Origin of the sequence: Brumimicrobium aurantiacum, from assembly GCF_003402975.1 — a bacterium.
Taxonomy (GTDB): domain Bacteria; phylum Bacteroidota; class Bacteroidia; order Flavobacteriales_D; family Crocinitomicaceae; genus Brumimicrobium; species Brumimicrobium aurantiacum.
This window is the reverse complement of record NZ_QURB01000007.1, coordinates 57272-80296: the sequence shown is the minus strand read 5'-3', so window position 1 is coordinate 80296 and position 23025 is coordinate 57272. Positions and strand designations below refer to the sequence as shown.

The 23025-nt window shown below is 34.1% G+C and carries 16 protein-coding genes; 9 read left to right on the top strand and 7 right to left on the bottom strand.

Translation table 11 applies throughout. The features are described from left to right. Positions 1 to 21: 21 nt before the first annotated feature. Complete coding sequence (locus DXU93_RS11295) at positions 22 to 1188, top strand: T9SS type A sorting domain-containing protein (RefSeq protein WP_165851395.1); 1167 nt, start codon at positions 22 to 24, stop codon at positions 1186 to 1188. A 10-nt stretch (positions 1189 to 1198) separates the two neighbouring features. On the opposite strand, the gene DXU93_RS11290 is transcribed toward DXU93_RS11295, so the two are convergent. Then, on the bottom strand, positions 1199 to 1774 hold the full coding sequence (locus tag DXU93_RS11290) for an anthranilate synthase component II (RefSeq protein ID WP_116881400.1): 576 nt from the start codon (positions 1772 to 1774) through the stop codon (positions 1199 to 1201). A 160-nt stretch (positions 1775 to 1934) separates the two neighbouring features. Between DXU93_RS11290 and DXU93_RS11285 the strand changes: the two genes are divergently transcribed. Together DXU93_RS11285 and dnaE are read left to right on the top strand one after the other, a co-directional pair. Beyond that, complete coding sequence (locus DXU93_RS11285; protein ID WP_123776118.1) at positions 1935 to 2633, top strand: hypothetical protein; 699 nt, start codon at positions 1935 to 1937, stop codon at positions 2631 to 2633. A gap of 187 nt (positions 2634 to 2820) precedes the next feature. After that, positions 2821 to 7185 carry a DNA polymerase III subunit alpha gene (dnaE, locus tag DXU93_RS11280; protein WP_116881398.1) on the top strand — a complete coding sequence of 1455 codons (4365 nt, stop codon included), beginning with the start codon at positions 2821 to 2823 and terminating at the stop codon, positions 7183 to 7185. Positions 7186 to 7224: 39 nt separating this feature from the next. On the opposite strand, the gene porU2 is transcribed toward dnaE, so the two are convergent. Further along, positions 7225 to 12366 carry a putative type IX secretion system sortase PorU2 gene (gene porU2 / locus DXU93_RS11275; protein ID WP_116881397.1) on the bottom strand — a complete coding sequence of 1714 codons (5142 nt, stop codon included), beginning with the start codon at positions 12364 to 12366 and terminating at the stop codon, positions 7225 to 7227. A gap of 25 nt (positions 12367 to 12391) precedes the next feature. Beyond that, positions 12392 to 13477 carry a putative type IX sorting system protein PorV2 gene (locus tag DXU93_RS11270; RefSeq protein WP_116881396.1) on the bottom strand — a complete coding sequence of 362 codons (1086 nt, stop codon included), beginning with the start codon at positions 13475 to 13477 and terminating at the stop codon, positions 12392 to 12394. 250 nt (positions 13478 to 13727) lie between these two features. Between DXU93_RS11270 and DXU93_RS11265 the strand changes: the two genes are divergently transcribed. Beyond that, the gene (locus DXU93_RS11265) at positions 13728 to 14408 is read left to right on the top strand and encodes a hypothetical protein (RefSeq protein WP_116881395.1); all 681 of its coding nucleotides are present in this window, start codon (positions 13728 to 13730) and stop codon (positions 14406 to 14408) included. Positions 14409 to 14540: 132 nt separating this feature from the next. Next, positions 14541 to 15392 carry a CDP-alcohol phosphatidyltransferase family protein gene (locus DXU93_RS11260; RefSeq protein ID WP_116881394.1) on the top strand — a complete coding sequence of 284 codons (852 nt, stop codon included), beginning with the start codon at positions 14541 to 14543 and terminating at the stop codon, positions 15390 to 15392. 102 nt (positions 15393 to 15494) lie between these two features. Here DXU93_RS11260 and DXU93_RS11255 read toward each other — a convergent pair whose 3' ends face one another. The 4 genes from DXU93_RS11255 to DXU93_RS11240 all read right to left on the bottom strand — a co-directional run bounded on the left by DXU93_RS11255 (position 15495) and on the right by DXU93_RS11240 (position 18604). Further along, a complete protein-coding gene (locus DXU93_RS11255; protein WP_116881393.1) occupies positions 15495 to 15989 on the bottom strand; it encodes a peroxiredoxin family protein in 495 nt (164 codons plus the stop codon). 23 nt (positions 15990 to 16012) lie between these two features. Then, complete coding sequence (murA, locus tag DXU93_RS11250) at positions 16013 to 17317, bottom strand: UDP-N-acetylglucosamine 1-carboxyvinyltransferase (RefSeq protein WP_116881392.1); 1305 nt, start codon at positions 17315 to 17317, stop codon at positions 16013 to 16015. 6 nt (positions 17318 to 17323) lie between these two features. After that, the gene (locus DXU93_RS11245; RefSeq protein WP_123776117.1) at positions 17324 to 17962 is read right to left on the bottom strand and encodes a DUF4290 domain-containing protein; all 639 of its coding nucleotides are present in this window, start codon (positions 17960 to 17962) and stop codon (positions 17324 to 17326) included. 261 nt (positions 17963 to 18223) lie between these two features. Next, the gene (locus DXU93_RS11240) at positions 18224 to 18604 is read right to left on the bottom strand and encodes a hypothetical protein (RefSeq protein WP_116881390.1); all 381 of its coding nucleotides are present in this window, start codon (positions 18602 to 18604) and stop codon (positions 18224 to 18226) included. Between the two features lie 223 nt (positions 18605 to 18827). Between DXU93_RS11240 and DXU93_RS11235 the strand changes: the two genes are divergently transcribed. Genes DXU93_RS11235 through DXU93_RS11220 form a run of 4 tightly spaced genes read left to right on the top strand, consistent with a single transcriptional unit; the run spans position 18828 to position 22944 of the window. Beyond that, positions 18828 to 19622, top strand: coding sequence for a thymidylate synthase (locus DXU93_RS11235; protein ID WP_116881389.1), 795 nt, complete (start codon positions 18828 to 18830; stop codon positions 19620 to 19622). An 11-nt stretch (positions 19623 to 19633) separates the two neighbouring features. Continuing rightward, positions 19634 to 20137 (top strand): dihydrofolate reductase, encoded by a 504-nt coding sequence (locus DXU93_RS11230; protein WP_116881388.1) that lies wholly within the window; start codon positions 19634 to 19636, stop codon positions 20135 to 20137. Between the two features lie 3 nt (positions 20138 to 20140). Next, positions 20141 to 22258: a type IA DNA topoisomerase gene (locus tag DXU93_RS11225; RefSeq protein ID WP_116881387.1), complete on the top strand. Its 2118-nt coding sequence runs from the start codon at positions 20141 to 20143 to the stop codon at positions 22256 to 22258. A 17-nt stretch (positions 22259 to 22275) separates the two neighbouring features. Beyond that, a complete protein-coding gene (locus DXU93_RS11220) occupies positions 22276 to 22944 on the top strand; it encodes a hypothetical protein (protein ID WP_123776116.1) in 669 nt (222 codons plus the stop codon). The last annotated feature ends 81 nt before the right edge of the window (positions 22945 to 23025 follow it).

The window sequence follows — 23025 nt, the reverse complement described above, 5'->3', positions numbered from 1 at the left end:
TTGAAAATGATGAACATGATAATGAAAGTATTATTTTTAACAAAACTCTTGTTTTTTAGCATGTTTTTAAGTGCTCAAAATTCCACCATCATTTCTAAATTCTCATGGGACAATGATACTCTAGACCCAATAATATCTGACGTTGGACCTAATGCATCAAGTATTTCTGCCAGTGCAACAATTAGTCCCAATGGTCACAATTCAACTTCGGGACTAAATGCGGGTAATCCGAAAGCCAACCTTGAAATGATTATCGATAACAATGCAATTTTCGACATTGATGGAATGGTCTTATCGGTTGAATATCAAAGGGATGAATCTGTCGGTACATTCTTTACAAGAGGAGGGTTTTCATTTTTATCGGCAAACCAATTGAATGTAACTTTTCGATTAACTGACCCTTCCTCAAGTTCTGGATACATTATTGTAAACTCTGGAAATGTTTATAACATTCCTGATGACGATGTTTTTAGAAACTACCGCTTTATCTACGATCATAATATTGGCAAAGCACAACTATTTGTGGATGGTGTTGAGCAGTGGAGTTACCAAGGAACTTCAGGTCAAGTAATGAATTGGACAGGAGCTTCTGATATAATAATAGGAAGGAATATGGATGGAACAGGTAGAAATAAACCTTTTTATGATGAATATATTCTTAAGGAAATCTCTACTTCGACTTTACCTATAGAGCTTATAAGTTTTACTGCGAAGTATAGTGATATAAATGAAAACACTATTATTGAATGGAGTACCAAAACTGAAACCAATAATGACTATTTCGAAATTGAACGTAGTCAAAATGGCAAAAATTGGGAGCTTATTCATAAACGTGATGGAGCAGGAAATAGTAATTCAGAAATTACCTACCAGTTTACAGATGTTCATCCATTAAACGGAATTTCATATTATCGATTAAAACAAACAGATTTTGATGGGAAAAATAGTTATTCGGAAATTCGAAGTATTGAGCGGAATTCAGGCGTTAATTTTTATCCAAATCCTCTTAAAACTGGAACTACACTCTTCATAGAGTCAAAAAATGAAAATACTAAATTCAAATTATTTTCTTCTCAAGGAAAACTTATCCAAACGTTAGATTCAGGAAAAAACCAATTAAATCTTCAACCTGGAATGTATTTTATTTATGGAAATGGCATTAAGGAAAAGCTTATAATTAGATCTTAAATTTTATCTATTAAATGATTTTTAAGAAATTATTGATCATTTCTTTTCCGAATTCAGATAAAATAGATTCTGGGTGAAACTGAACTCCATACAAATTTAACGATCGATGTTTTAAAGACATAATCTGTTTATTTTCATCTACAGAAGTAATTTCCAAATCCTTAGGAAAATTTTCATTCTTGATAACCCAACTGTGATAGCGACCTATTTGAAATTTTGATGGAATATTTTGAAACAATAAATCATCAGCTTTCAAAACATTAACTTTTGTAGCTACCCCATGATAAACTTGGTTTAAATTTATCAATTCACCACCAAACACCTCACCGATGGCTTGCATTCCCAAACAAACACCAAGAATATTTTTCGTAGCTGCATACTTTTCAATCACTAATTTTAAAATCCCAGCGTTTTCAGGCAATCCAGGACCAGGAGACAAGATAATCGTTTCATATTGATCTACTTCCTGAAGTGATATTTCATCATTTCTGAAGACATCAACATCATATTTACCACTTGATTCTATATAATGAACCAAATTATAGGTAAAAGAATCATAATTATCTAGAACAAGTATCTTATTCATTTTAAAATTAATTTTAGACAAAACTAATCTACTTTTGAAAACATCTATTCACATGTAGTGATAAAATAATATCTAATTCCAGTATCACTGAATCTCCCCTAATTATCATAAAAAAAATGCTATTTTAGACTAAAATACTTGATTTACTTAATTATAATAAATGAACTTATACCACGATAAGTTAAAATCTAGAAGGATATTTAAAAATATTCTTGCACCATTGATGGCTGTTATTTTATTTACTGCATGTCGTTCAACCAACATGACATTTAATGGATATCATTCGAATACATCGATCAAAAAAAGAGATGATAGTATTTCAAAGGTAAATAAAATACAATCAAAGGTTTCAACTGATATCAAACATAAATTAACATCAAAAAATACCTACATTGAGGAAAAAACTGTTTTAACAACACAAAGTATCAATGGGAGAATCTCCACTAAGATTAAAACAAATAAACCTATTATTTTAGAGGTAAAGAACTCCGCACGTATCAAGGAAGATTTTAAAATAAAAGCACCGAAACCCAATATTCAAATCAATGACAAAAATGAAGACCTCTTGCAGAAGAGAAAAGTTAATAAGGCTGCACTGATAGGATTTTTATTGTCAATGGGGCAAATAGTAATTTTCTATCCACTATTAATTTTAGGCAGTGTGAATCTTGCCGGATTATTAATCACCTCAGTTGCAGTTTCAATTATTGGATTAATTCTGGGTATAATTGGTATCATAAAGGTAAATAAGTACCCCGAAAAATATAAAGGTTTAGGTTATGGTATTTGGGCTGTAATTGTCAGTGGTGTTATTTTTTCTTTTTGGTTATTGGTCTTTATTGCATTCCTTAATTTCTAAAAGAATACAAACCAACAACATAGACTAATTATATTAAACCCATATCCCATTCTAGCAGTTTGTTATCCATTTAGAGATGATTACCAGTGCTTTTACAATATGTTTAAAACTATTCATTTTTCAAAATGAAAAACGAAAGGGAAAACCCCATCTTATTTGTAACTTTGAAGTGTAAAAATTCCACTCCATGTATATAGTTTTTGATACTGAAACAACAGGTCTACCAAAGAATTGGAACCTTCCATACACTGACACAGATAACTGGCCAAGGTGTATTCAAATTGCTTGGCAATTACACGACGACAAAGGTCAGTTAATTGAAGCCAAAGACTATTTGATTCGTCCCGATGGTTTTGATATACCTTATGATTCGGAGCGTATTCATGGTATTTCAACTCTTTTAGCTGAAACAGAAGGTGTTCCTTTACAGGAAATGCTTGAGGAATTTAATCAAGATTTAAACCGAGCTCAATTTATTGTTGGACAAAATGTTGGGTTTGACATCAACGTCATGGGATCTGAATTTGTGCGTTTAAACATGGAAACGCCAATGCACGACATGTCAATTTTGGATACATGTACAGAAACAACGGCACAACTGTGTAGAATTCCCGGTGGAAGAGGTGGTAAATTTAAACTGCCTACCTTAACGGAGTTACACGAGCATTTATTCAATGTTCCTTTTGGTGAAGCTCATAACGCTACTGCCGATGTTGAAGCAACTGCCCGTTCATTTTTCGAATTGGTTAGAAGAAGAATTTTTACTGCCGAAGAATTACAAACTGAAGAAAGTTATTTCGAAGACTTTTTAGAGGTCAATGATGATGTTATTCAACCTGTTGGACTTACTCATGACAATTTAAAGCAAAAAAGTGAGGCTTTAAAAGCTCAACATGAGACTCAAGAGAAAGTTTCTCAAGAAGCAATAAATGAAGGACTTGAAAAATTAGCCGAAACGTCATTCGTACACCTTCACAATCACTCCCAATTTTCTGTACTTCAGTCTACAAGTAACATTAAAGACTTGATTAATAAAGCGGCTGAATTCAATATGCCAGCGGTTGCTTTAACAGATACAGGGAATATGATGGCTGCCTTTCATTTTGAAAAGTATTTAGGTGCTCATAACAGTAACATTCGAAAAGAAAGAGAACAAGCTGAAAAGGAAGGAAAACCTTATCATAAAAAGGAAATCACCCCAATTATTGGTTGTGAATTCAACATTTGTGAAGATCACACCAATAAAACGGTCAAAGATAATGGGTATCAAGTTGTTTTATTAGCTAAAAACAAAAAAGGATACCACAATTTAGCAAAAATGTCTTCCATTGCTTTTACGGAAGGTAAATACTATGTTCCACGAATCGATAAAAAAGTTGTAGAAAAATACAAGGAAGATATTATTGTATTGTCTGGTAATATGTATGGAGAAATTCCATCGAAAATTCTTAATGTCGGTGAAAAACAAGCTGAAGAGGCAACAATTTGGTGGAAAGAACAATTTGGCGATGACTTTTATCTTGAAATTATGCGTCACGACCAAGAAGATGAGCGTCGTGTAAATGAAGTGTTATTGCGATTTTCGAAAACCCATGATATTAAAATTGTAGCTTCAAACAATACATATTATATAAATAAGGATGATGCCTCTGTACATGATATTCTATTATGTATTAAAGACGGTGAAATGGTGGAGACACCAAAAGGTCGTGGACGAGGATTTAGATATGGTTTACCAAACGATAATTACTATTTCAAATCTCCTGATGAGATGAAAGAATTGTTTGCGGATCTTCCACAAGCGATTGAAAACACGATTGAAATTGCAAATAAATGTGAGCCATACACCTTAGCGAGTGATATATTATTACCTGCTTTCGACATTCCAGAAAAGTTTACAGATCCAAAGGATTTGGAAGATGGTGGAAAGCGAGGAGAAAACAACTATTTACGTCATTTAACATACGAAGGGGCTAAGGAACGATATCCCGAAATTACCGATGAAATACGTGAACGATTAGATTTCGAGTTAGAAATTATTGCTAAAACAGGTTATCCAGGTTACTTTCTTATTGTTCAAGATTTCTGTCATGCGGCAAGAGAAATGGGGGTTATTGTTGGTCCTGGGAGGGGTTCCGCTGCTGGGTCTGCAGTAGCATATTGTAACGGAATTACAAATGTTGATCCTATTGCTTATGATCTACTTTTCGAGCGTTTCTTAAATCCAGATCGTGTATCGATGCCCGATATTGATATTGACTTTGATGACGAAGGTCGTGGTAGAATTATACAGTGGGTAATCGACAAATATGGAGCTAATCAAGTTGCTCAAATCATTACCTATGGTACAATGGCAGCGAAATCTTCAGTGAGAGATACTTCTCGTGTATTGAACCTACCACTTTTTGAGGCAGATCGATTGGCGAAGTTAATTCCTGATATTTCACTTGCCAAATTATTTGGGTTAGATGCTGCTGATTTATCTGAAAAATTAAAAGGTAATCAGGAAAGCATCACCATGGCCAATCAATTGATTGAGATTTCACAAGGAAATGATTTACCAGCCAAAGTATTGAGTAATGCAAGAAGACTAGAAGGAAATGTTAGAAATACAGGTATTCACGCCTGTGGGGTAATTATCACTCCAAGTGATATTACAGAATATGTTCCTGTTGCCTTAGCGAAAGACTCAGACATGTATTGTACACAGTACGATAACTCTGTAGTTGAGGAAGCCGGACTATTGAAAATGGACTTTCTTGGACTAAAAACATTGACCTTAATTAAGGATGCAGTGGCTTTTGTTAAAGAAATACATGGTATTGACTTAGTACCAGATGATTTCCCTTTGGATGATGGTCCAACCTACGAGCTTTTCCAGCGTGGTGAAACAATTGGAGTTTTCCAATATGAATCTCCTGGGATGCAGAAATACATGAGGGAATTGAAACCTACAGCATTTGCCGACTTAATTGCGATGAATGCCTTGTATCGTCCGGGACCACTTGAATATATTCCAGATTTTATTAAGCGTAAAAATGGAGAGCAAGAAATCATCTATGATATTGAAGCTTCCAAAGAATACCTTGAAGAAACCTATGGAATTACAGTCTACCAAGAGCAGGTAATGCTTTTATCACAAAAACTTGGTGGATTTACGAAAGGTGAAGCCGATACATTGCGTAAAGCAATGGGTAAGAAAAAGTTTGACCTTCTTGAACAATTAAAGCCAAAGTTCCTTAACCAAGGTGCTGAAAGAGGACATAACAAAGCCAAGTTAGAAAAGATCTGGCATGACTGGGAAGCCTTTGCATCTTATGCCTTTAACAAATCTCACTCGACTTGTTATGCTTGGATTGCTTATCAAACCGCATATTTGAAAGCAAATTATCCTGCTGAATATATGGCGTCTGTACTAAGTAACAACATGAATGACATCAAGCAGGTTACATTCTTTATGGAAGAATGTAAACGAATGGGACTTGAGGTTCTTGGTCCAGATGTAAATGAATCTAACTTTAAGTTTACGGTAAATAAAGAAGGCGCAATTCGCTTTGGTTTAGGAGCAATAAAAGGTGTTGGTGCAGGTCCTGTTGATGCAATTGTAGAAGAGCGTAAGGAAAACGGTATGTTTAAGGATATTTTTGACATCACTAAACGCGTAAACCTTAGGAAATGTAATAAAAAAGCTTTTGAAGGTTTAGCTTTATCAGGAGCTTTGGATTCATTTTCAAACATACATAGAGCACAATATTTTGTTGAAGAAAACAATCGTACATTCTTAGCAAATGCAATTAAATTTGGAAGTAATCACCAGGAAAGTGCAAATTCAAATCAAGTAAGTTTGTTCGGTGAAGGTACAGGAGTTGAAACACCAGCGCCAAAAATCCCACAAGTTCAGGAATGGTCTTCTCTACAAAAATTAAACAAGGAAAAAGAAGTTGTTGGTATTTATATTTCTGGTCATCCACTTGATGATTATAAAATAGACATAGACTCTTTCTGTAATGGAAGTGTTGAATTTATTAACAATCTTGAAGAGTATAAAAACCTCGAGTTTACGGTTGCAGCTATTATTACTGAAGTTGAACATCGCCATACCAGAAAAGGAGATCCATTCGGAACCATTTTGATTGAAGACTACAATGATTCAACTAAACTGTTCTTGTTTAGAGAGGATTATGGAAAGTTTAGAGACTATATGGTAGAAGGTTCCTTTATTTTTATGACTGGTAAAGTAATGTCAAAGAGATGGAATCAAAATGAATTTGAATTTAAGATTCAGAAGATTGATTTCCTTTCTAGTTTAAGAGATCAAAAAGCAAGTGCCTTAGAATTATCTGTTCCTTTAAGCGAAGTGAACCACACTTTCATTGAAGATATTGACAGTATTTTTAAAGAAAATGAAGGTAAATTTCAAGTGAAGTTTAAAGTATATGATACGGTAAATAAACTAGAGGTTGAAATGCCATCACGTGCATTAAAAGTTGACATCAACGATCAAGTATTAAAGACATTGCAATCAAAAAATATTGATTATAAGTTAATTTAAGGAAACCATAATGGGAAAGTGTATTTGGTCGTAGGTGAATTACCTCATTAAATACATTTTCCCCCAATCTTTTGTAAAATGCTGATCGGCACCTGAAGCACGATGTTTAATATCTTCACCATTTATCTTGGCCTTTAATCTGTAAAGATAAACACCATTAGCTAAAGGATCTCCAAATTCATCTCTTCCATCCCAGGCATACTCAGAGATATTTCTTCCGATTCGAATGTAACCTAGCTCCTCCTCTGTTATTTCTCTTACAATTCTACCAGTTACAGTCATAATTTGAATGATTATTTCCTCTGGCACTTCAGTTCCTGTTAAAGTAAAGACAAATCGTGTACTCGTTGAGAAAGGATTTGGATAATTCATCATGTGTGTAATCGTAGATTCTAAAATAACTTCAAATGATATGCGGTATTCTGAATCACCAGATAAATTTCCAGAATTGTCTGAACCTTGAACCATCAATTCATAAGTTCCACTTTCTTCGAATTCAGCATTGTAAATAATTTGAAAACGTAAATCACCTCCATCTGCAGGAATCCAATTTAAAACTTGATTTCCTTCTCCATCCATAAAAGGAATACGTTTTTGTTCTCCTTTTGGATTTGTTAAAAAGATTCCAAAATTAGTCGTATCAGCATCTTCATCCATAATTAAAAATGGATTTTCATCTTTTAAACTGATTACAATTTCCGATTTAGGATTCACAATGTCTCCATTCAAAATATGTTCGCCATCGAATGTCACATCCAAAATAGGATTAATATCATCACCCTTCAAGGTAAATGGTATTTGCAATAAATTATTGAAATGCGCCAACTCTGGTTGATCTTTAATCTCATTATTTAAACCTTTATTATATGGATTAACTTCCATCCAAAGTGTATTGTTCCCTGCCAAACCTTGTGTTGAGAACCTTACAGTATCTCTTAAAATATCTCCCACACGAAGGGAATCTTGACGATTATAATCAATCTCATGTTTGACTTGATTTTCATCTGTCACCCAATAGTTGATCAACAAAGAGTCCATTGAAAAAGCACTAATATTTTTCACATCAATGGCAAAAGCCATATCAATTCCTTCTTGTAAGGAATCTTGATTAGGTAAAAACACATAGCCATTCGAACCATCTAAAGCTGCCTCAGGTAATGGTTGATACAACACATGCCATCGATCAACTTGCGCTGGAGTTAAGGTTATTTCATCTTTATATTGCGCTTGCAATTGCAAATAAGGGTAATCATTGGCTGGAAAAATTGTATTAAAGTTTAAAATTGAATCATTGGCATTAAAAACTGTATCTAACTCCGTTTGAAATTGCTTATTATGATCAAATGCTCTAATGACTAATCGAGTAGTATCATTTGTAGCCGTTTCTTCTGCATCTTGTTTCCAGTATACAGTTTCCCATTCTGCGGCCGGACCTATTAAGGTTGACGATTCAATTCCACTACCAACAGAACCCGCAAAAGTTTGTGCTAGGGAAATATATTCACCCGAATTTTGCGCATGTACCACAACTGCCGTACTAGGATCACCTTTTTCAAATAACAAGATAAATGCTCTTTCTGGCGCACCTGCATTCATTCCAGTTGCACCAATATTTTGAAATGTAGTAAAAAGACTTGGGTGTAAACTCTGCCATTGACTATACAGAGCTCTCATGGTGGTGTACACAGCTACGAAATGTCCGTCAGGAATTTCATTAGTAATCATATTCTCTAGTGCTTGAAGCTGTGAAGTTGAATTTTGTCTAAATATAAAATAATTCTCCACCCTATTTCTACAACCACCATTATTGTTAACATTACCATATTGATGATCAGTGTTTGTACCATTATAAAAAGTCCCCCAAGGTGCTTGTGTCGCTGGATCTATCACCCCAACATGAATTGAAGGTGTGGTAAAACACAATCCATACTCTGCATTTTGCCCATTTACACCCCATAAAGTAGAATTATAAGTGTAGGTTGAACTTGAGTTATCGTGAACATTTGCAAATAACTCAATATATTGAGGTGAAAATTCTCTTTTGAAATCGTTTCTTTCATAAGATACTCCGTTGAAATCTCCATTTTTAAATTGGAAGAAATGATCTTGTCCCCAACCAGATTTACCTTCAATGTACTGAAAGGAATGTTCTGTCCAATTCATAACTGTAGAATCAATTGAAACACGCCAGAAGTAGACAATACTATCTTCTAAAACTAAGGCATCATTAGCATTTGAATTTACATTTTTCCATTCATTAGGGAACACCTCTTTCACTCCTCCTAAGCCATGTTTTAAAGCATATTTTCTAAAAGGACTATTGAATAAATCAGTAGTATCTACCTCAAAACGATAACTATTAAAACTAGCAAGAGGATTTATTGTCGATGCTTTCAACACAACAGAATCATTTGGAACTACTGCATAATCATATGGTAAAACGGGCATTATTCCATCGATATTTACAAAATAATCAATAACAACAGCATTATTGGACGATTCATCATATTGCTCTGGAATAAATGAAGGAATATCTGCTGACACACTAAACTGGTTAATTCCCGAACCAATATCCGCTTGCAAAGGCATATTGAAAACAATCGTATCTCTATAATCCAGATTTGGAATAGACAATTTATAGATTGAATCTACACTTGAATTAGGAAAACTACGTGTGATATCCAACCCAAAGGTGTCGACAATACTTCTTCCAAGGTTCGTTAAAACGATATTAATCGCAATGGAGTCTGTTGATAAATCGACCACTGAAGGCGTAAAGTAAACATCTTGGATTGTAAGATCAATTTCTGGTTTAGCATGCCAATTCAACTTTATAGCAGGATCAGCATGCAGGGTCATTTGCATTGTAGTTACTTCTGTTAAAAAACTTGGATTATTATTTTCAAGATTTCCAATGGTTAACTTAACTTGTTCTCCTATATTAGCGCCATAATTCTGTGGACTCATTTGTGCATATAATTCGTTAGAATACAAGTTCAAATAAGAAGCATATCCTAGTTTTGTAGAAGATAAAAAACCTATCGCCCCTAAATTCTCTACAAATACAAAATGTTCCGAAGTTGAATTGTTCGAAGTGGTAAAAATATTACCCGTATAACATCCATTTCCGATTACCATAGGATATTTCCCTGTGTTGTTCCAATTTTCTGGGTCATCAATATTTTGATCAAATCCATCGGCGGAGGCATGACCGAAAAAGGTCATCATCGAAACTCCATTTTCCAATAAAGCATTCACCTCTGTATTTTGAACGGGATTAAATGGGTTTGAAGTTTCTTTAAAATAAGAAATCACATTCCCTCCATAATCTGGCCCCTCAATGGTTGTTTTCATTGAATTCAAGTAGGATTGCAATAAACTTTGCTCTGAAGCTGTAGAACCTCCTCCAAAATGAATGATTTGTTTTTGCCATTCTTTTTCGCTTTTATTATAAACCGAATTTTGATTTTGTGCAGTCTCATATATTTTAACTTTCTCCAAATATAAATCGAGTTCATCATTATTTTTGGCGGCTATCCTTCCTGTCGGAATCATTGGTTCTATACTAGAAGAATTATTCCAACCAGCGGTTATACATTGATCACTAGACGGAGAACCATAACTTGGTACTAAATTTAAGTTATTCGAGTTGGCATTTTTTCTTGGCACACCACTTGAACCTGAATTGGGCTCACTAGCTTCTGTAATTCCTTTTCCCGCAATAAATAATGCAACAGGTTTTACCGTAGCTAAATTGTAAATATGATTCAATGCTCTTCTACTTCCTTGAATGTGTTTTGGAATTCCTCCACCGTATTGCATCCAGGCATCATTGACTTCACACAAAACAACATTATAACTCCCTCCAGCTGCTGAAGAACGATATGAAGCGTATTCGTTCACTGAAGCTTGCAACTGTTTATTGTATAAAATTATATAGGCCTCTTCCGGATTAATCTGACTATAATTCGTAAAAAAACCATTCGAATTAACAGGTGAAAGTATATTGATTTGTTTGATATCCGTCTCTGAAGTAATCACTAATTTTTGATTCCCTCCATTAATTGAGTTTGGAATTAAAGTTTGCCAAACACCTCCATTATTTACTAAGGGAACTCTTCTAGAAATTATGTTATCCATAACATAAGCCACAGGATTAGTGATATTGTTTGCACTAATGTCTAATCTAACCTTTGCTTGAGTAGCATTATTCACGATTTCCCATTCAAATGATGAGGATGAACTGGTGATTTGTCTAGGATATTTCAATGACAAATAACTCACCGATTGATAATCTGTTGCCGCCCCTTGGTCACCGATAATCTTAAAATATACATTGGTTGTTCCATTCGAGAGTATTGAAGTAGAAACTTCTTGGTTGACCACTGTTTGTCGATAACCATTAAAAACCTCATCATAAACCAAATCATTAGAAGCTCCTATCTCCCATCTTAAATGATGATTTCCTGACCCAGTATAAGAAGCGTTCGAATTAGCATTAGATTTGGCATGAAATAAAGCGTTTGGAGCACCTCCCCCAGCGTAAACATCCGAAGTTTCTATCGGAATTGTCAAACTATAGTTTGAAGCACCATTGTAATTTGGTCCACCCCATCCTTCACCTGGGGAATAAAAAGAACTATAAGAGGAATAAGCTGAATATCCACCATAATAAAAAGCGTCATAGCTTACAATTGATTTGTCTAAAACATAGTTTGCCGGTGAATAAACAGAAAAATTAGCATCTGTTTCTTCGATAAAACGTTTAGCATTTCCAGTTGTCCAGGTTAAAAAATAATAAAGTGTATCGCTATAAAGTGAATAAGCAGGATTCCCTATATCTGTTGGATTATCATATAAAGTAGAATCTAACCATCCATCATTTCCTTCAGCATAAAACTCAATGTAATCACCTACGTTTATAAGGTTATCTCCATTATCGTGAATACTCAGGGCGATTTCTTTCTCCTTTCCAAAAATTTGAAATTTATTCGCGGCTACGGTATTAACAGGAACACCTGCATTTACCAGTGCCTGGTAGTTTAAACGATAAACACCGTTTTCAGCTACTCCAAACTTATAATATTGTTGATTATAATTAATCCATTCATTTCCAAAAGGCTGAGCCAATAAGGAAGAGAGACTTACAAAAACAAAAATATAGGCTATAAGTTTGTGCATTAGAAAATAAAACAAAGTTAATCAATTACTTATCGAAACCGAATTTAAGAGAAATTACGTGAGAAAACAAGGCTTCGGATTGATTTCCTATATTTGTAAATGCATAATCTAGGGTAATTCCTTTAAAGGTAACACCTAAACCGATATTAGGTTGAAAAACCAATGTTTCAGTATCATCAAAATCTTTAACATACTGAAAGTTATTTACTCCGGTCCTAATGGCCACCATATTATTCCACCCAATTTCAAGTCCCATCATTGGATCAATACTCAAAACACCAGATTTGACTAAAGTATTTCGTTGACCATCTGTTGTAAATGCAGCATTGATTTCAGGCGAAATCGATATATTCTGCCAACCAATATCAAAAGTTCTTTTAGCAGCCAATATTAATCTTGGTAAAGTTAACTCTAGTCCGTTCTCTGGAATCTCATTCCCTGTTTCTAGAAACACTTCCTGCATATCTGAATCAAGGTTAAATATCCAAGCATTAAATGTAGAAGTAACATCTCTTGCCATTGCCCCGAAGAACCATTTATCATTGACGTTGTATTGTAAACCAGCATCAATTCCAAAACCCCAACTACGTGCAAAATCACCAGCTCTACGATGTACAACTTTTATAGTTCCACCTGCACTTAATCCCTCAACACCTAATTCTCTTCCATATGAAAACAGAAATCCATAATCTGCCGCGGTAAAAAATGTTATTCTATCATAATCTATATTACCTTCGTTATTAATCAATTGAGTGGTATTTGGAATATCATCAACTCCAAAACGAATAGCTGCAAAACCAACTGCACTTTTATCATCAATTTTATGTGCTAATCCAACATAATCATACTTTGCAATTCCAGCAAAATACTCTGAGTGCATTAATCCAACATCAAATTTGGTCTTAACTTTTGTCAACCCAGCGGGGTTCCAATAAACCGAAGTTACATCGTCAACTCCTGCCACAAGTGCGTTCCCCATTCCTAATGATCGGGCACCTACACCAATTTGAAGGAATTCATTTGAATATTTAGGTGCAACTGTTTCTTCTTGTCCAAAAATGGAAAATTGGAATGCCACAAAAATCAATAAAAGCCAAAAAGTATTTTTCATAGTCAATTCAATAGCGCAAAATTGCATAAAATATTGTGTAACTTAATAACTTTTATTAACAAAATCACGTATTCACTCCCTTAGTTTTTAATTTTAAACGCATGAAATGACATATAAAATTTAAAATCACTCAATTTATTTAACTGAGAGTTATAAACTTAGATGGATTAATTTTCTCATTTATTTTTTAATAGATTTTATAAACTAAAAAAAAACACATAGATTCGTACTTAAATTAAAGTTATAATAAATGAAACTAATTAATACTTTTTCAATAATTGTTGCTCTTTTGCTTTTGACAGCACCTATAAAAGCAAATGCACAAGAAGATGAAGGCACAGAGAACTCTTCGGAATTAATAACCGGAAAAATATTGTTGCAAGCATCTATTGGTGGTCCAAACATGAAAAAATGGTCCTATGATGCTAATAATTATAACAATCAAGAAACCAGAGGATCGTTTCATTATGGACTTTCTGGAGAAATTAGGGTTTCAAGAACAATAGGTATTGGTTTTGATGCTATTTACAGTCCGTTTGAAAGAACAATACAGTCTGACTACTATTATGACCCTGAAACAGGTACATCAGTAATGCAGAACAGTGAGACTGTGGTTACCGAAAATAAATTCCGTTTTATTCCTAAAGTTTACATTCATTTTAATGTTAATGATCCTAGTTGGGATTTATACATTTCAGGTGGAATTGGAATAAACTACATCGATAAAGAAGTAAGAGTAGATGGAGAAAAAACAGATGATTACTATAATGACTATTATGGTGATTTTCCAATCATGGAAACACCGTTTCCTTATGCAGGACGTTTTTGCTTCGGAACTCGTTATTACTTAAATGATATTTTTGGGTTTAGTTTCGAAACTGGAATAGGCGGACCTGCTTTATCATTTGGAATAAATGCACGTTTCCTTTAATCCTGGTTAAGTGTTTATAATAAAAACTAAAGCCTAAAGAGAGCTTCTCTTTAGGCTTTTCTATTTAGTCAAAAACATTTTATTTCTGCGAAAGTCAGATATCATTAAAACTTTATTTGTTTCTTTGTTGTCATGTTTACAATAGCAAATATCATCACTGGTTTCAATCTTATATTTGGTGTTTCCAGTATCATTTTTACATTTTCAGGAAGATTGGACCTTGCAGTACTAGCAATAATTGCTGGTGCTTTATGTGATTTCTTAGACGGCTTCGTTGCTCGATTATTAAAACAACCGAGTGAATTAGGTAAACAACTAGATTCTTTGGCTGATTTGGTTACATTTGGAGTTGCTCCAGGATTAATCGTTTTCGTATTGCTTATCCTTTCTGGGGCTTGGGACATTATTCTTGCCAACGGAGGAAATCTTAATGAACTTTGGTTGGAAGGCACAATGGGCTTCAGTGTTCAACTATGGATTTCCGTTTTCTTTAATGATTTAGTTGGAAATAATTCACCACTTCTCCCTACTCATTTTTATGGATGGTATAAAGTAATGCCCTTTTTTGCTTTATTCATACCATTTATGAGTATGTTCAGATTAGCAAAATTTAATTTAGACGAAAGACAAGCCACAGGATTTATCGGACTTCCCACTCCAGCAAACAGTCTATTCTTTGCTTCTTTTGCATTATTCTTATGGAGTGGATTTGGCAAGGATAATTGGGAAACAGCTTTTTCAATGACACTTATTAAAGATCAAGTATTATTGACATTGGTTATTGTATTTTCTGTCTTATTGGTTTCAGAACTTCCTTTATTTGCTTTAAAGTTTAAAAGCTTCAAATGGAAAGGAAACGAAATCAGATTTATATTTCTTGGAATTGCACTAATCTTAATTATAACTCTATGGGTTTGGTCAATTCCCGTTATTATCCTCACATATTTGATACTCTCTATTATCAATAATCAAACGAATAAATAAAAAGAGAAAAGTCAGGATAAGAAATCAGAGGATTAGTAATTTATTTAGAAAAATCTTATTTAGAGATATCAAGATGATTCTTGATAAGAAAATTAAGTAATACTACTTAATCAGTTTTTCTATTTCAACATGTAAACCGATACCACGTAAATCATCACCTTGGGCTACGATTTTACCGTTTCCATCGATAAGAAAAGAATGAGGAATTGAGCGGACATTATACTTTCTAGTAACATCTTTAGATTTATCCCAAACATGACCATCCCATTTCAAATTATCTTTCTCGATTGCTTTGACCCAAGCTTCTTTATCTCTATCTAAAGAAACACTTAAAATTACAAAGCCTTTACCATTGATAAAATTAGATTTCCTATACTTTTCGTATGCTTCAACAATATTCGGGTTTTCTTTTCTACAAGGCTTACACCAAGAAGCCCAAAAATCAATCAAAACAACTTTACCTTCATAATCTGATAAAGAAACCATTTCTTCATCGGGATTCAACAAAGTAAATCCGATGGCACGCATTCCATCTTTAGGTTGGGCGAAAATTGCAAATGGTAAAAAGCCTAAAAAGAGTAAAGCAAAGGTTTTCATGTGGATGATTATTTTGTTTTCTATTAAATTCTACGAATATCAGCACCTAGATTATTCAAACGAATATCTATATCTTGATAACCTCTATCAATTTGTTCAATATTATGAATAACACTTTTCCCTTCAGCAGAAAGAGCGGCAATTAACAATGAAACACCTGCACGTATATCTGGAGAAGTCATTTGAATTCCACGCAGATTGGTTTTTCTATCCATTCCAATTACTGTCGCGCGGTGTGGATCACAAAGAATAATTTGCGCTCCCATATCAATCAATTTATCAACAAAGAACAAACGTGATTCAAACATACGTTGATGAACAAGCACACTTCCTTTGGCTTGTGTAGCCACAACAAGAATAATACTCAATAAATCTGGTGTAAATCCAGGCCAAGGTGCATCAGAAACAGTTAAGATAGATCCATCAATAAAGGTATCGATTTCGTAAGATTCTTGTGCTGGAACAAAAATATCGTCACCTCTTAGTTCAAGCTTAATTCCTAATCTTTTAAAAATTGTTGGAATTATACCTAAATGTTCAAACCCTACATCTTTAATTGTAATTTCTGATTGTGTCATCGCTGCCAAACCAATAAAACTACCTATTTCAATCATATCAGGTAAAACTCGATGATAACATCCTTTCAGTTCTTTTACACCTTCGATGTGCAATAAGTTACTTCCTACCCCTGTGATTTTTGCTCCCATATTGTTCAGCATTTTACACAATTGCTGTAAATAGGGTTCACAAGCAGCGTTATAAATTGTTGTTTTACCTTTCGCCAAAGCTGCGGCCATCACAATGTTTGCTGTACCCGTTACAGAAGCCTCATCCATGTGAATGTAAAGTCCTTCTAACTTAGAAGCCTCTACAGTATAAAAATGTTCTTTTGAATCAAAGTTGAAATTAGCACCTAATTTAATTAAACCATCAAAATGCGTATCTAATCTTCTACGTCCAATTTTGTCACCACCTGGTTTCGGCATAAAAGCTTTTCCAAAACGGGCCAACAAAGGTCCAATTATCATTACAGATCCTCTTAAACCACTTGCGCGATCTTTAAAATCTTCTGATTTCAGATAATCTAAATCTAAATCTTTTGCTTGGAAAATATAAGTTCCTTTTTCAACTTTTTCAATCTTCACTCCCATTGCTTGGAGCAAACTAATTAATTTATTGACATCAATTATATCGGGAAGGTTGGATATTGTAACCTTTTCGGGCGTTAACAATACACCACACAAAATCTGTAATGCCTCGTTTTTAGCTCCTTGAGGAACAACTTCTCCTTTTAACTTTTTACCTCCGTGTATCTCGAATGATGCCATATTCTTTTATTTTCTTCGTTTCTTAGATTTGTGTTTCTTAAATGTTTTCTTTGGTACTACTCCAACAGATTTTAAAATCGTATTGGTTGATTTCAGTTGATTCACATCATCTAGTTGTAATTCCCCTTTCGACAGCTCTCTCAAATGAGAAGTAATCGCACTATTTTCGACATTTTTTGTATGGAATACCAAATAGTTCTTCTTCAACAAGTTGGCTAGCAATTCCGTCATATAGGTCTTCTCCTCTTCATCCTTAATCGTAGCTGCTTCTTTAATCATTTTCTCAGCATAGTGACCAAAGTGACCATAACGACTCGTATTACGTGGATAATTCATAGATTGAGGACGTTCACGTAAAGTTTCAGGTTCTGGAATATCGTATGGAGAGTCAACATCTATTTCAAAATTACTCATGATGTACAAATGCGTCCATAATTTATGCGTGTAATCTTCCACGTCTCGCAAATGCGGATTCAATTGTCCCATAACGTCAATTATAGCTCTTGCAGCCAAATTGCGTTCATCACGGTCCTCAATCTGCTTTGCATAATTGATCATGTTTTGAACATTCCTTCCGTATTCAGGGATGTGTAATTGCGCCCGTTCGGTATTGTACGAAAGGGCGTTCATTGAATATTCTTCCAAAATAAGTTTGTTTTTGTGATGGATTAACCATTAATTATATGGTGACTATCCAAAAAAGACAATCGTCATAATAACACCTATCAAAAATACTGTATAAAGTGTTCCTAATGCTACTGTTGAATCGTCAAAATAATTTCTCTTAGACATAATATATTTGTTTTAGCTGTAAAAATAATAATTCTTATTCAAAACCAATTGATGAAATCTCTACATGTTTCAAATTTTTTGAAAATGTTTTTCAACTACTTTCAAATCTTCAATTTATTCAGCAACAAAAATAACGTCTGGCTGCGGTGCAATGCTTTTACGAATGAGTTTTTCACCTTTTTTCCAAAGCTGCCATTCCTCAATTACTCCCGACTCTATTTCCACCAACAACGCATAATACATATCTGTTTCAGCTTTTAATTCATAGCTAGCTTCAATCTTTTGACGCGGGGTAGTCATCCATAAAGTATGGTAATCCAACAATAATTCATATTGGGTTTCTGGCACAGTTACAGGCTCTCCATTCATACTTAGCTCATATGACTCTTGAACACCTTGATACTCTCCAAGATACTTCTTTGGAAATAAATTACCAGAGGTTCCGCATGAAACTAATATCAACAATAAAGCTCCAGTGATAATGATATTTTTCATTCTTGACGATTTATACATTCGAAAGTTAAGAAAATAAAATGAACCTGAGATTTAGAACTTGTACTTTTAAACTAAAAAAAATATAAGTCATTTTTTTTTCCGCTCTTTAGCTTTTCAACTAGGATGTTAGACACCCCAATTATTTTACCAAGCAACATTGTCATCCACATCGTTGAATTCAATCAAAAAATAAATTATTTTTACCTTTTTAATAATACATCTCATGGAGCAATATCATCATCTTTTAAAACATATTTTAGACAACGGTAGTGACCGTGGAGACAGAACAGGAACCGGAACGAGATCAGTTTTTGGACATCAAATGCGCTTTGATTTATCTGAAGGCTTCCCTGTAATTACAACTAAAAAACTTCATTTAAGATCTATCATTCATGAATTATTATGGTTCATCGCTGGAGATACAAACATAAAGTATTTAAAAGAAAACAAAGTTTCAATTTGGGACGAATGGGCTGATGAAAATGGAGATTTAGGTCCAGTTTATGGACATCAATGGCGCTCTTGGCCAGATGGAAATGGCGGAACAATTGATCAAATTAAAAACTTGGTTAACCAATTAAAAAACAATCCAAATTCGAGAAGGCATATTGTAAGTGCTTGGAATGTTGCTGATGTTGAAAAAATGGCGCTTCCTCCTTGTCACTGCCTCTTTCAATTTTATGTTGCTGATGGTAAATTAAGCTGTCAGCTTTACCAAAGATCTGCAGACACTTTTTTAGGTGTTCCTTTTAATATTGCAAGTTACGCCTTATTTACAATGATGTTGGCGCAAGTTTGTGGACTTGAAGCAGGTGAATTTATTCATACTTTTGGAGATGCTCACTTATACTCAAATCATTTTGAACAAGCAAAATTGCAACTTTCAAGAGTGATTAGACCACTTCCAACAATGAAAATTAATCCGGAAATAAAAGATATTTTCGATTTCAAGTTTGAGGACTTTACATTAGAAGGATATGATCCTCACCCACACATTAAGGCTAAAGTAGCTGTTTAAATTAAGGACCGATGAAATGTACTTTAATAGTTGCAATGGGAGAACACCGAGAAATCGGTAAAGACAATGATTTATTGTGGAGATTACCTAGAGATATGAAGTTTTTCAAAGAAACGACTCAAGGTCACACAGTAGTAATGGGAAGAAAGAATTGGGAATCTATTCCTGAAAAATTTAGACCTTTACCCAATAGAAAAAACATTGTACTTTCTAGAAACAAAGACTATGTTGCCAATGGAGCAATAGTAGTTTCTAGTTTAGACGAAATTGAAGAGCACTATTATTCCAACTCTAATAAGAAGTGTTTCATCATCGGTGGAGCTGAAATATACAAACTAGCATTAGAAGCGAACCTTATTGATGAAATGTACATAACATACGTAAAAAGTACATTTGAAGCAGATACGTATTTCCCTTTTGTTAATTGGGAAAATTGGGAAGAAGAGGATATTTTGGACTTCGAAAAAGATGAAAAAAACCCTTATTCATTCACTGTAAAAAAATATACCCGCTAAACAATGAAAGTTTGCATCGCCGAGAAGCCAAGTGTGGCTAAAGATATTGCTAATTCTTTGGGAGCAAACCAGAGAAAAGACGGATATTATGAAGGCAATGGATATCAAGTTACATGGACATTTGGTCACCTTTGTACTTTAAAGGAACCAAGAGACTATGTAGAAGAGTGGAAATATTGGAATTTAAGACACCTTCCAATGGTGCCCTCAAAATTCGGTGTAAAAGTAATTGATGATGAAGGAATTCAACGTCAATTTCAAATCGTCAAACGTTTACTCATTAATGCAACAGAAATAATAAACTGTGGTGATGCCGGCCAAGAAGGGGAAGTAATCCAGCGATGGGTATTTCTTAAATCAGGATCTAAAGCACCTATCAAACGTTTATGGATTAGTTCACTCACCGAAGAAGCCATTAAAGAAGGTTTTGAAAACTTAAAAGATGGTGAAAAATTCAACAATCTATATGCTGCCGGGAGTGCTAGAGCAATTGGTGATTGGTTATTAGGAATCAATGCAACGCGTTTATTCACTAAAAAATTTGCACTTCAACGCCAAGTCCTTTCCATTGGACGTGTTCAAACTCCTACCTTAGCAATGATTGTCAATAGACAATTGGAGATTGAAAACTTTAAACCACAGGATTATTGGGAATTGAGAACCGTTTATCGGGATACAGAATTCAATAGTGTATTAGGGAAAATAAAAAAGAAGGAAAAAGCTGAATATGCTTTAAGTAAAATAAAGGATGAACCTTTCGAAATCACTTCATTTGAGCAAAAAGAAGGAAAAGAAAAACCACCAAGACTTTTTGACTTAACAGCATTACAGGTAGAAACGAATAAAAAGCAAGGCTATTCTGCAGATAAAACATTAAAGTTAATTCAAAGTTTATATGAGAAGAAGTTAGTGACTTACCCGCGTGTTGACACTACATATCTCCCTGATGATGTCTATCCAAAAATTCCGGGCATCTTGAAAAACTTGGAATACTATAAGGAGCTTACATCACCTTTGTTAAACACGAAACTTCCCAAAAGCAAGCAAGTTTTTAACAACAAAAAAGTAACTGATCACCATGCAATTATTCCTACAGGAGTAAAATTAAGTGGTGTCACTCCTGAAGAGCAGAAAGTTTACGATACGATTACAAAACGATTCATTGCGGTCTTTTACCCAGACTGTAAAGTCAGTAATACAACAGTTTTAGGAGAGGTTTTAAAGCTAGAGTTTAAAGCCACAGGGAAACAAATTTTATCTCCAGGTTGGCGTGTGGTTTATCAAAAGGACAAATCAAAATCAAAAAACAAGGATGAGAACTTAATGCCTGTTTTTGAAAAAGGAGAAAAAGGTCCACATGAAGCCCGTTTAGACCAAAAACAAACTTCACCTCCAAAACCATATACCGAAGCGACTTTATTGCGAGCAATGGAAACTGCTGGTAAACATGTTGAGGACGAAGAAGCACGTGAGTTAATGAAAGACAATGGAATTGGTCGACCATCTACACGTGCCAATATAATTGAGACATTATTTAGACGCCGATATATTGATCGTTCCGGAAAATCGATTGTAGCTACACACACAGGTGTTGATTTAATCCAGGTCATAGACAATGAAACCCTTAAATCTCCTGAATTAACTGGGGACTGGGAACGTAAATTAAGACTCATTGAAAAAGGGGAATATCAACCTGCTCAATTTAAAAAAGAACTTATAGAACTCGTAGTGAATTTAACCAATGAAGTATTATTCAATACAGAGCAAAAAGCTATACGTATCTTAGGTGACGAAGAGAAAGAAAAAGAAAAAAAACCTAAAAAGAAAAGAGCTAAAACTGTAAAAGTCAACATCACTGAATTGACTTGCCCAAGTTGTAAAAAAGAGGGTTTCTTAGAAGGAAAAAAAGCGTATGGATGTGCGCATTATAAAGAAGGATGTAAATTTGTTATTCCTTTTGAGTTTATGGGTAAAAAACTGAGTAACAAACAACTCAGCGACCTTATAACTAAAGGTAAAACAACTAAAATAAAAGGATTCAAAAAGTTGGGAAGTGAGGAGAAAATTGATGGTAAACTCGAATTAACTTCTGATTTCAACGTCACATTAAATAGTAATTAAATTATAAAACATAAATCATGATCAGAGTATTGCTTTCAATAATATCCTTAGCGGTATTGATAATTTTTCATAATACGATTAATTCAATGGGATTAAACCTTGGATTATCATTTACCTTTTCAAAAATTCTTCCATATATGTTGGAGTTTTTTGCAGTATGCTTACTATTATTCAATGTTTATCGTCAATATTTGACCGGAGTTTCATTGACAATAAGAAGATTAGTTAGCATGCTCATATTGTTTGGTGGATGTGGAGCTGCATTTGCTGCAAACCCAATCTATGAAGGCGATTTTAGTCATCAGTATAGAGAGGTTTTTCTTACAGGTGAAAATGCAAAAACATTTGAACAAGGACTTACCATGGTTGCACTTCCAGGATGTCCTTTTTGTTTTCAAAAATTAGACGAAATGAAAAAAATTAGTGCGCTCTACCCTTCGATTCCAATGCATGTATTTGTGATTAATAACGATCAAGCTGCATTAGAAGCTTACCGTGAACGTGCTGAAGGAATTATCGAAGTTGAGATGTTCCCAGATTCAAGACTTTTAAAGAGTGTGATTATAGGCGGATATCCAAATTTAATTTATAATCATGACGTCCAAGATTCAAAATTAATCAGTTGGTCAAACAGTGGTTTTGGAAGCACGTCATGGGACTACATCTTAGATTCAGAAGGATTATAAATCAAGAATTTAAATATATAAATCCCTATAAAATTTCAGTATTTTAAAGAATGATTCTTTAATAATTAATGCTATTTTTGT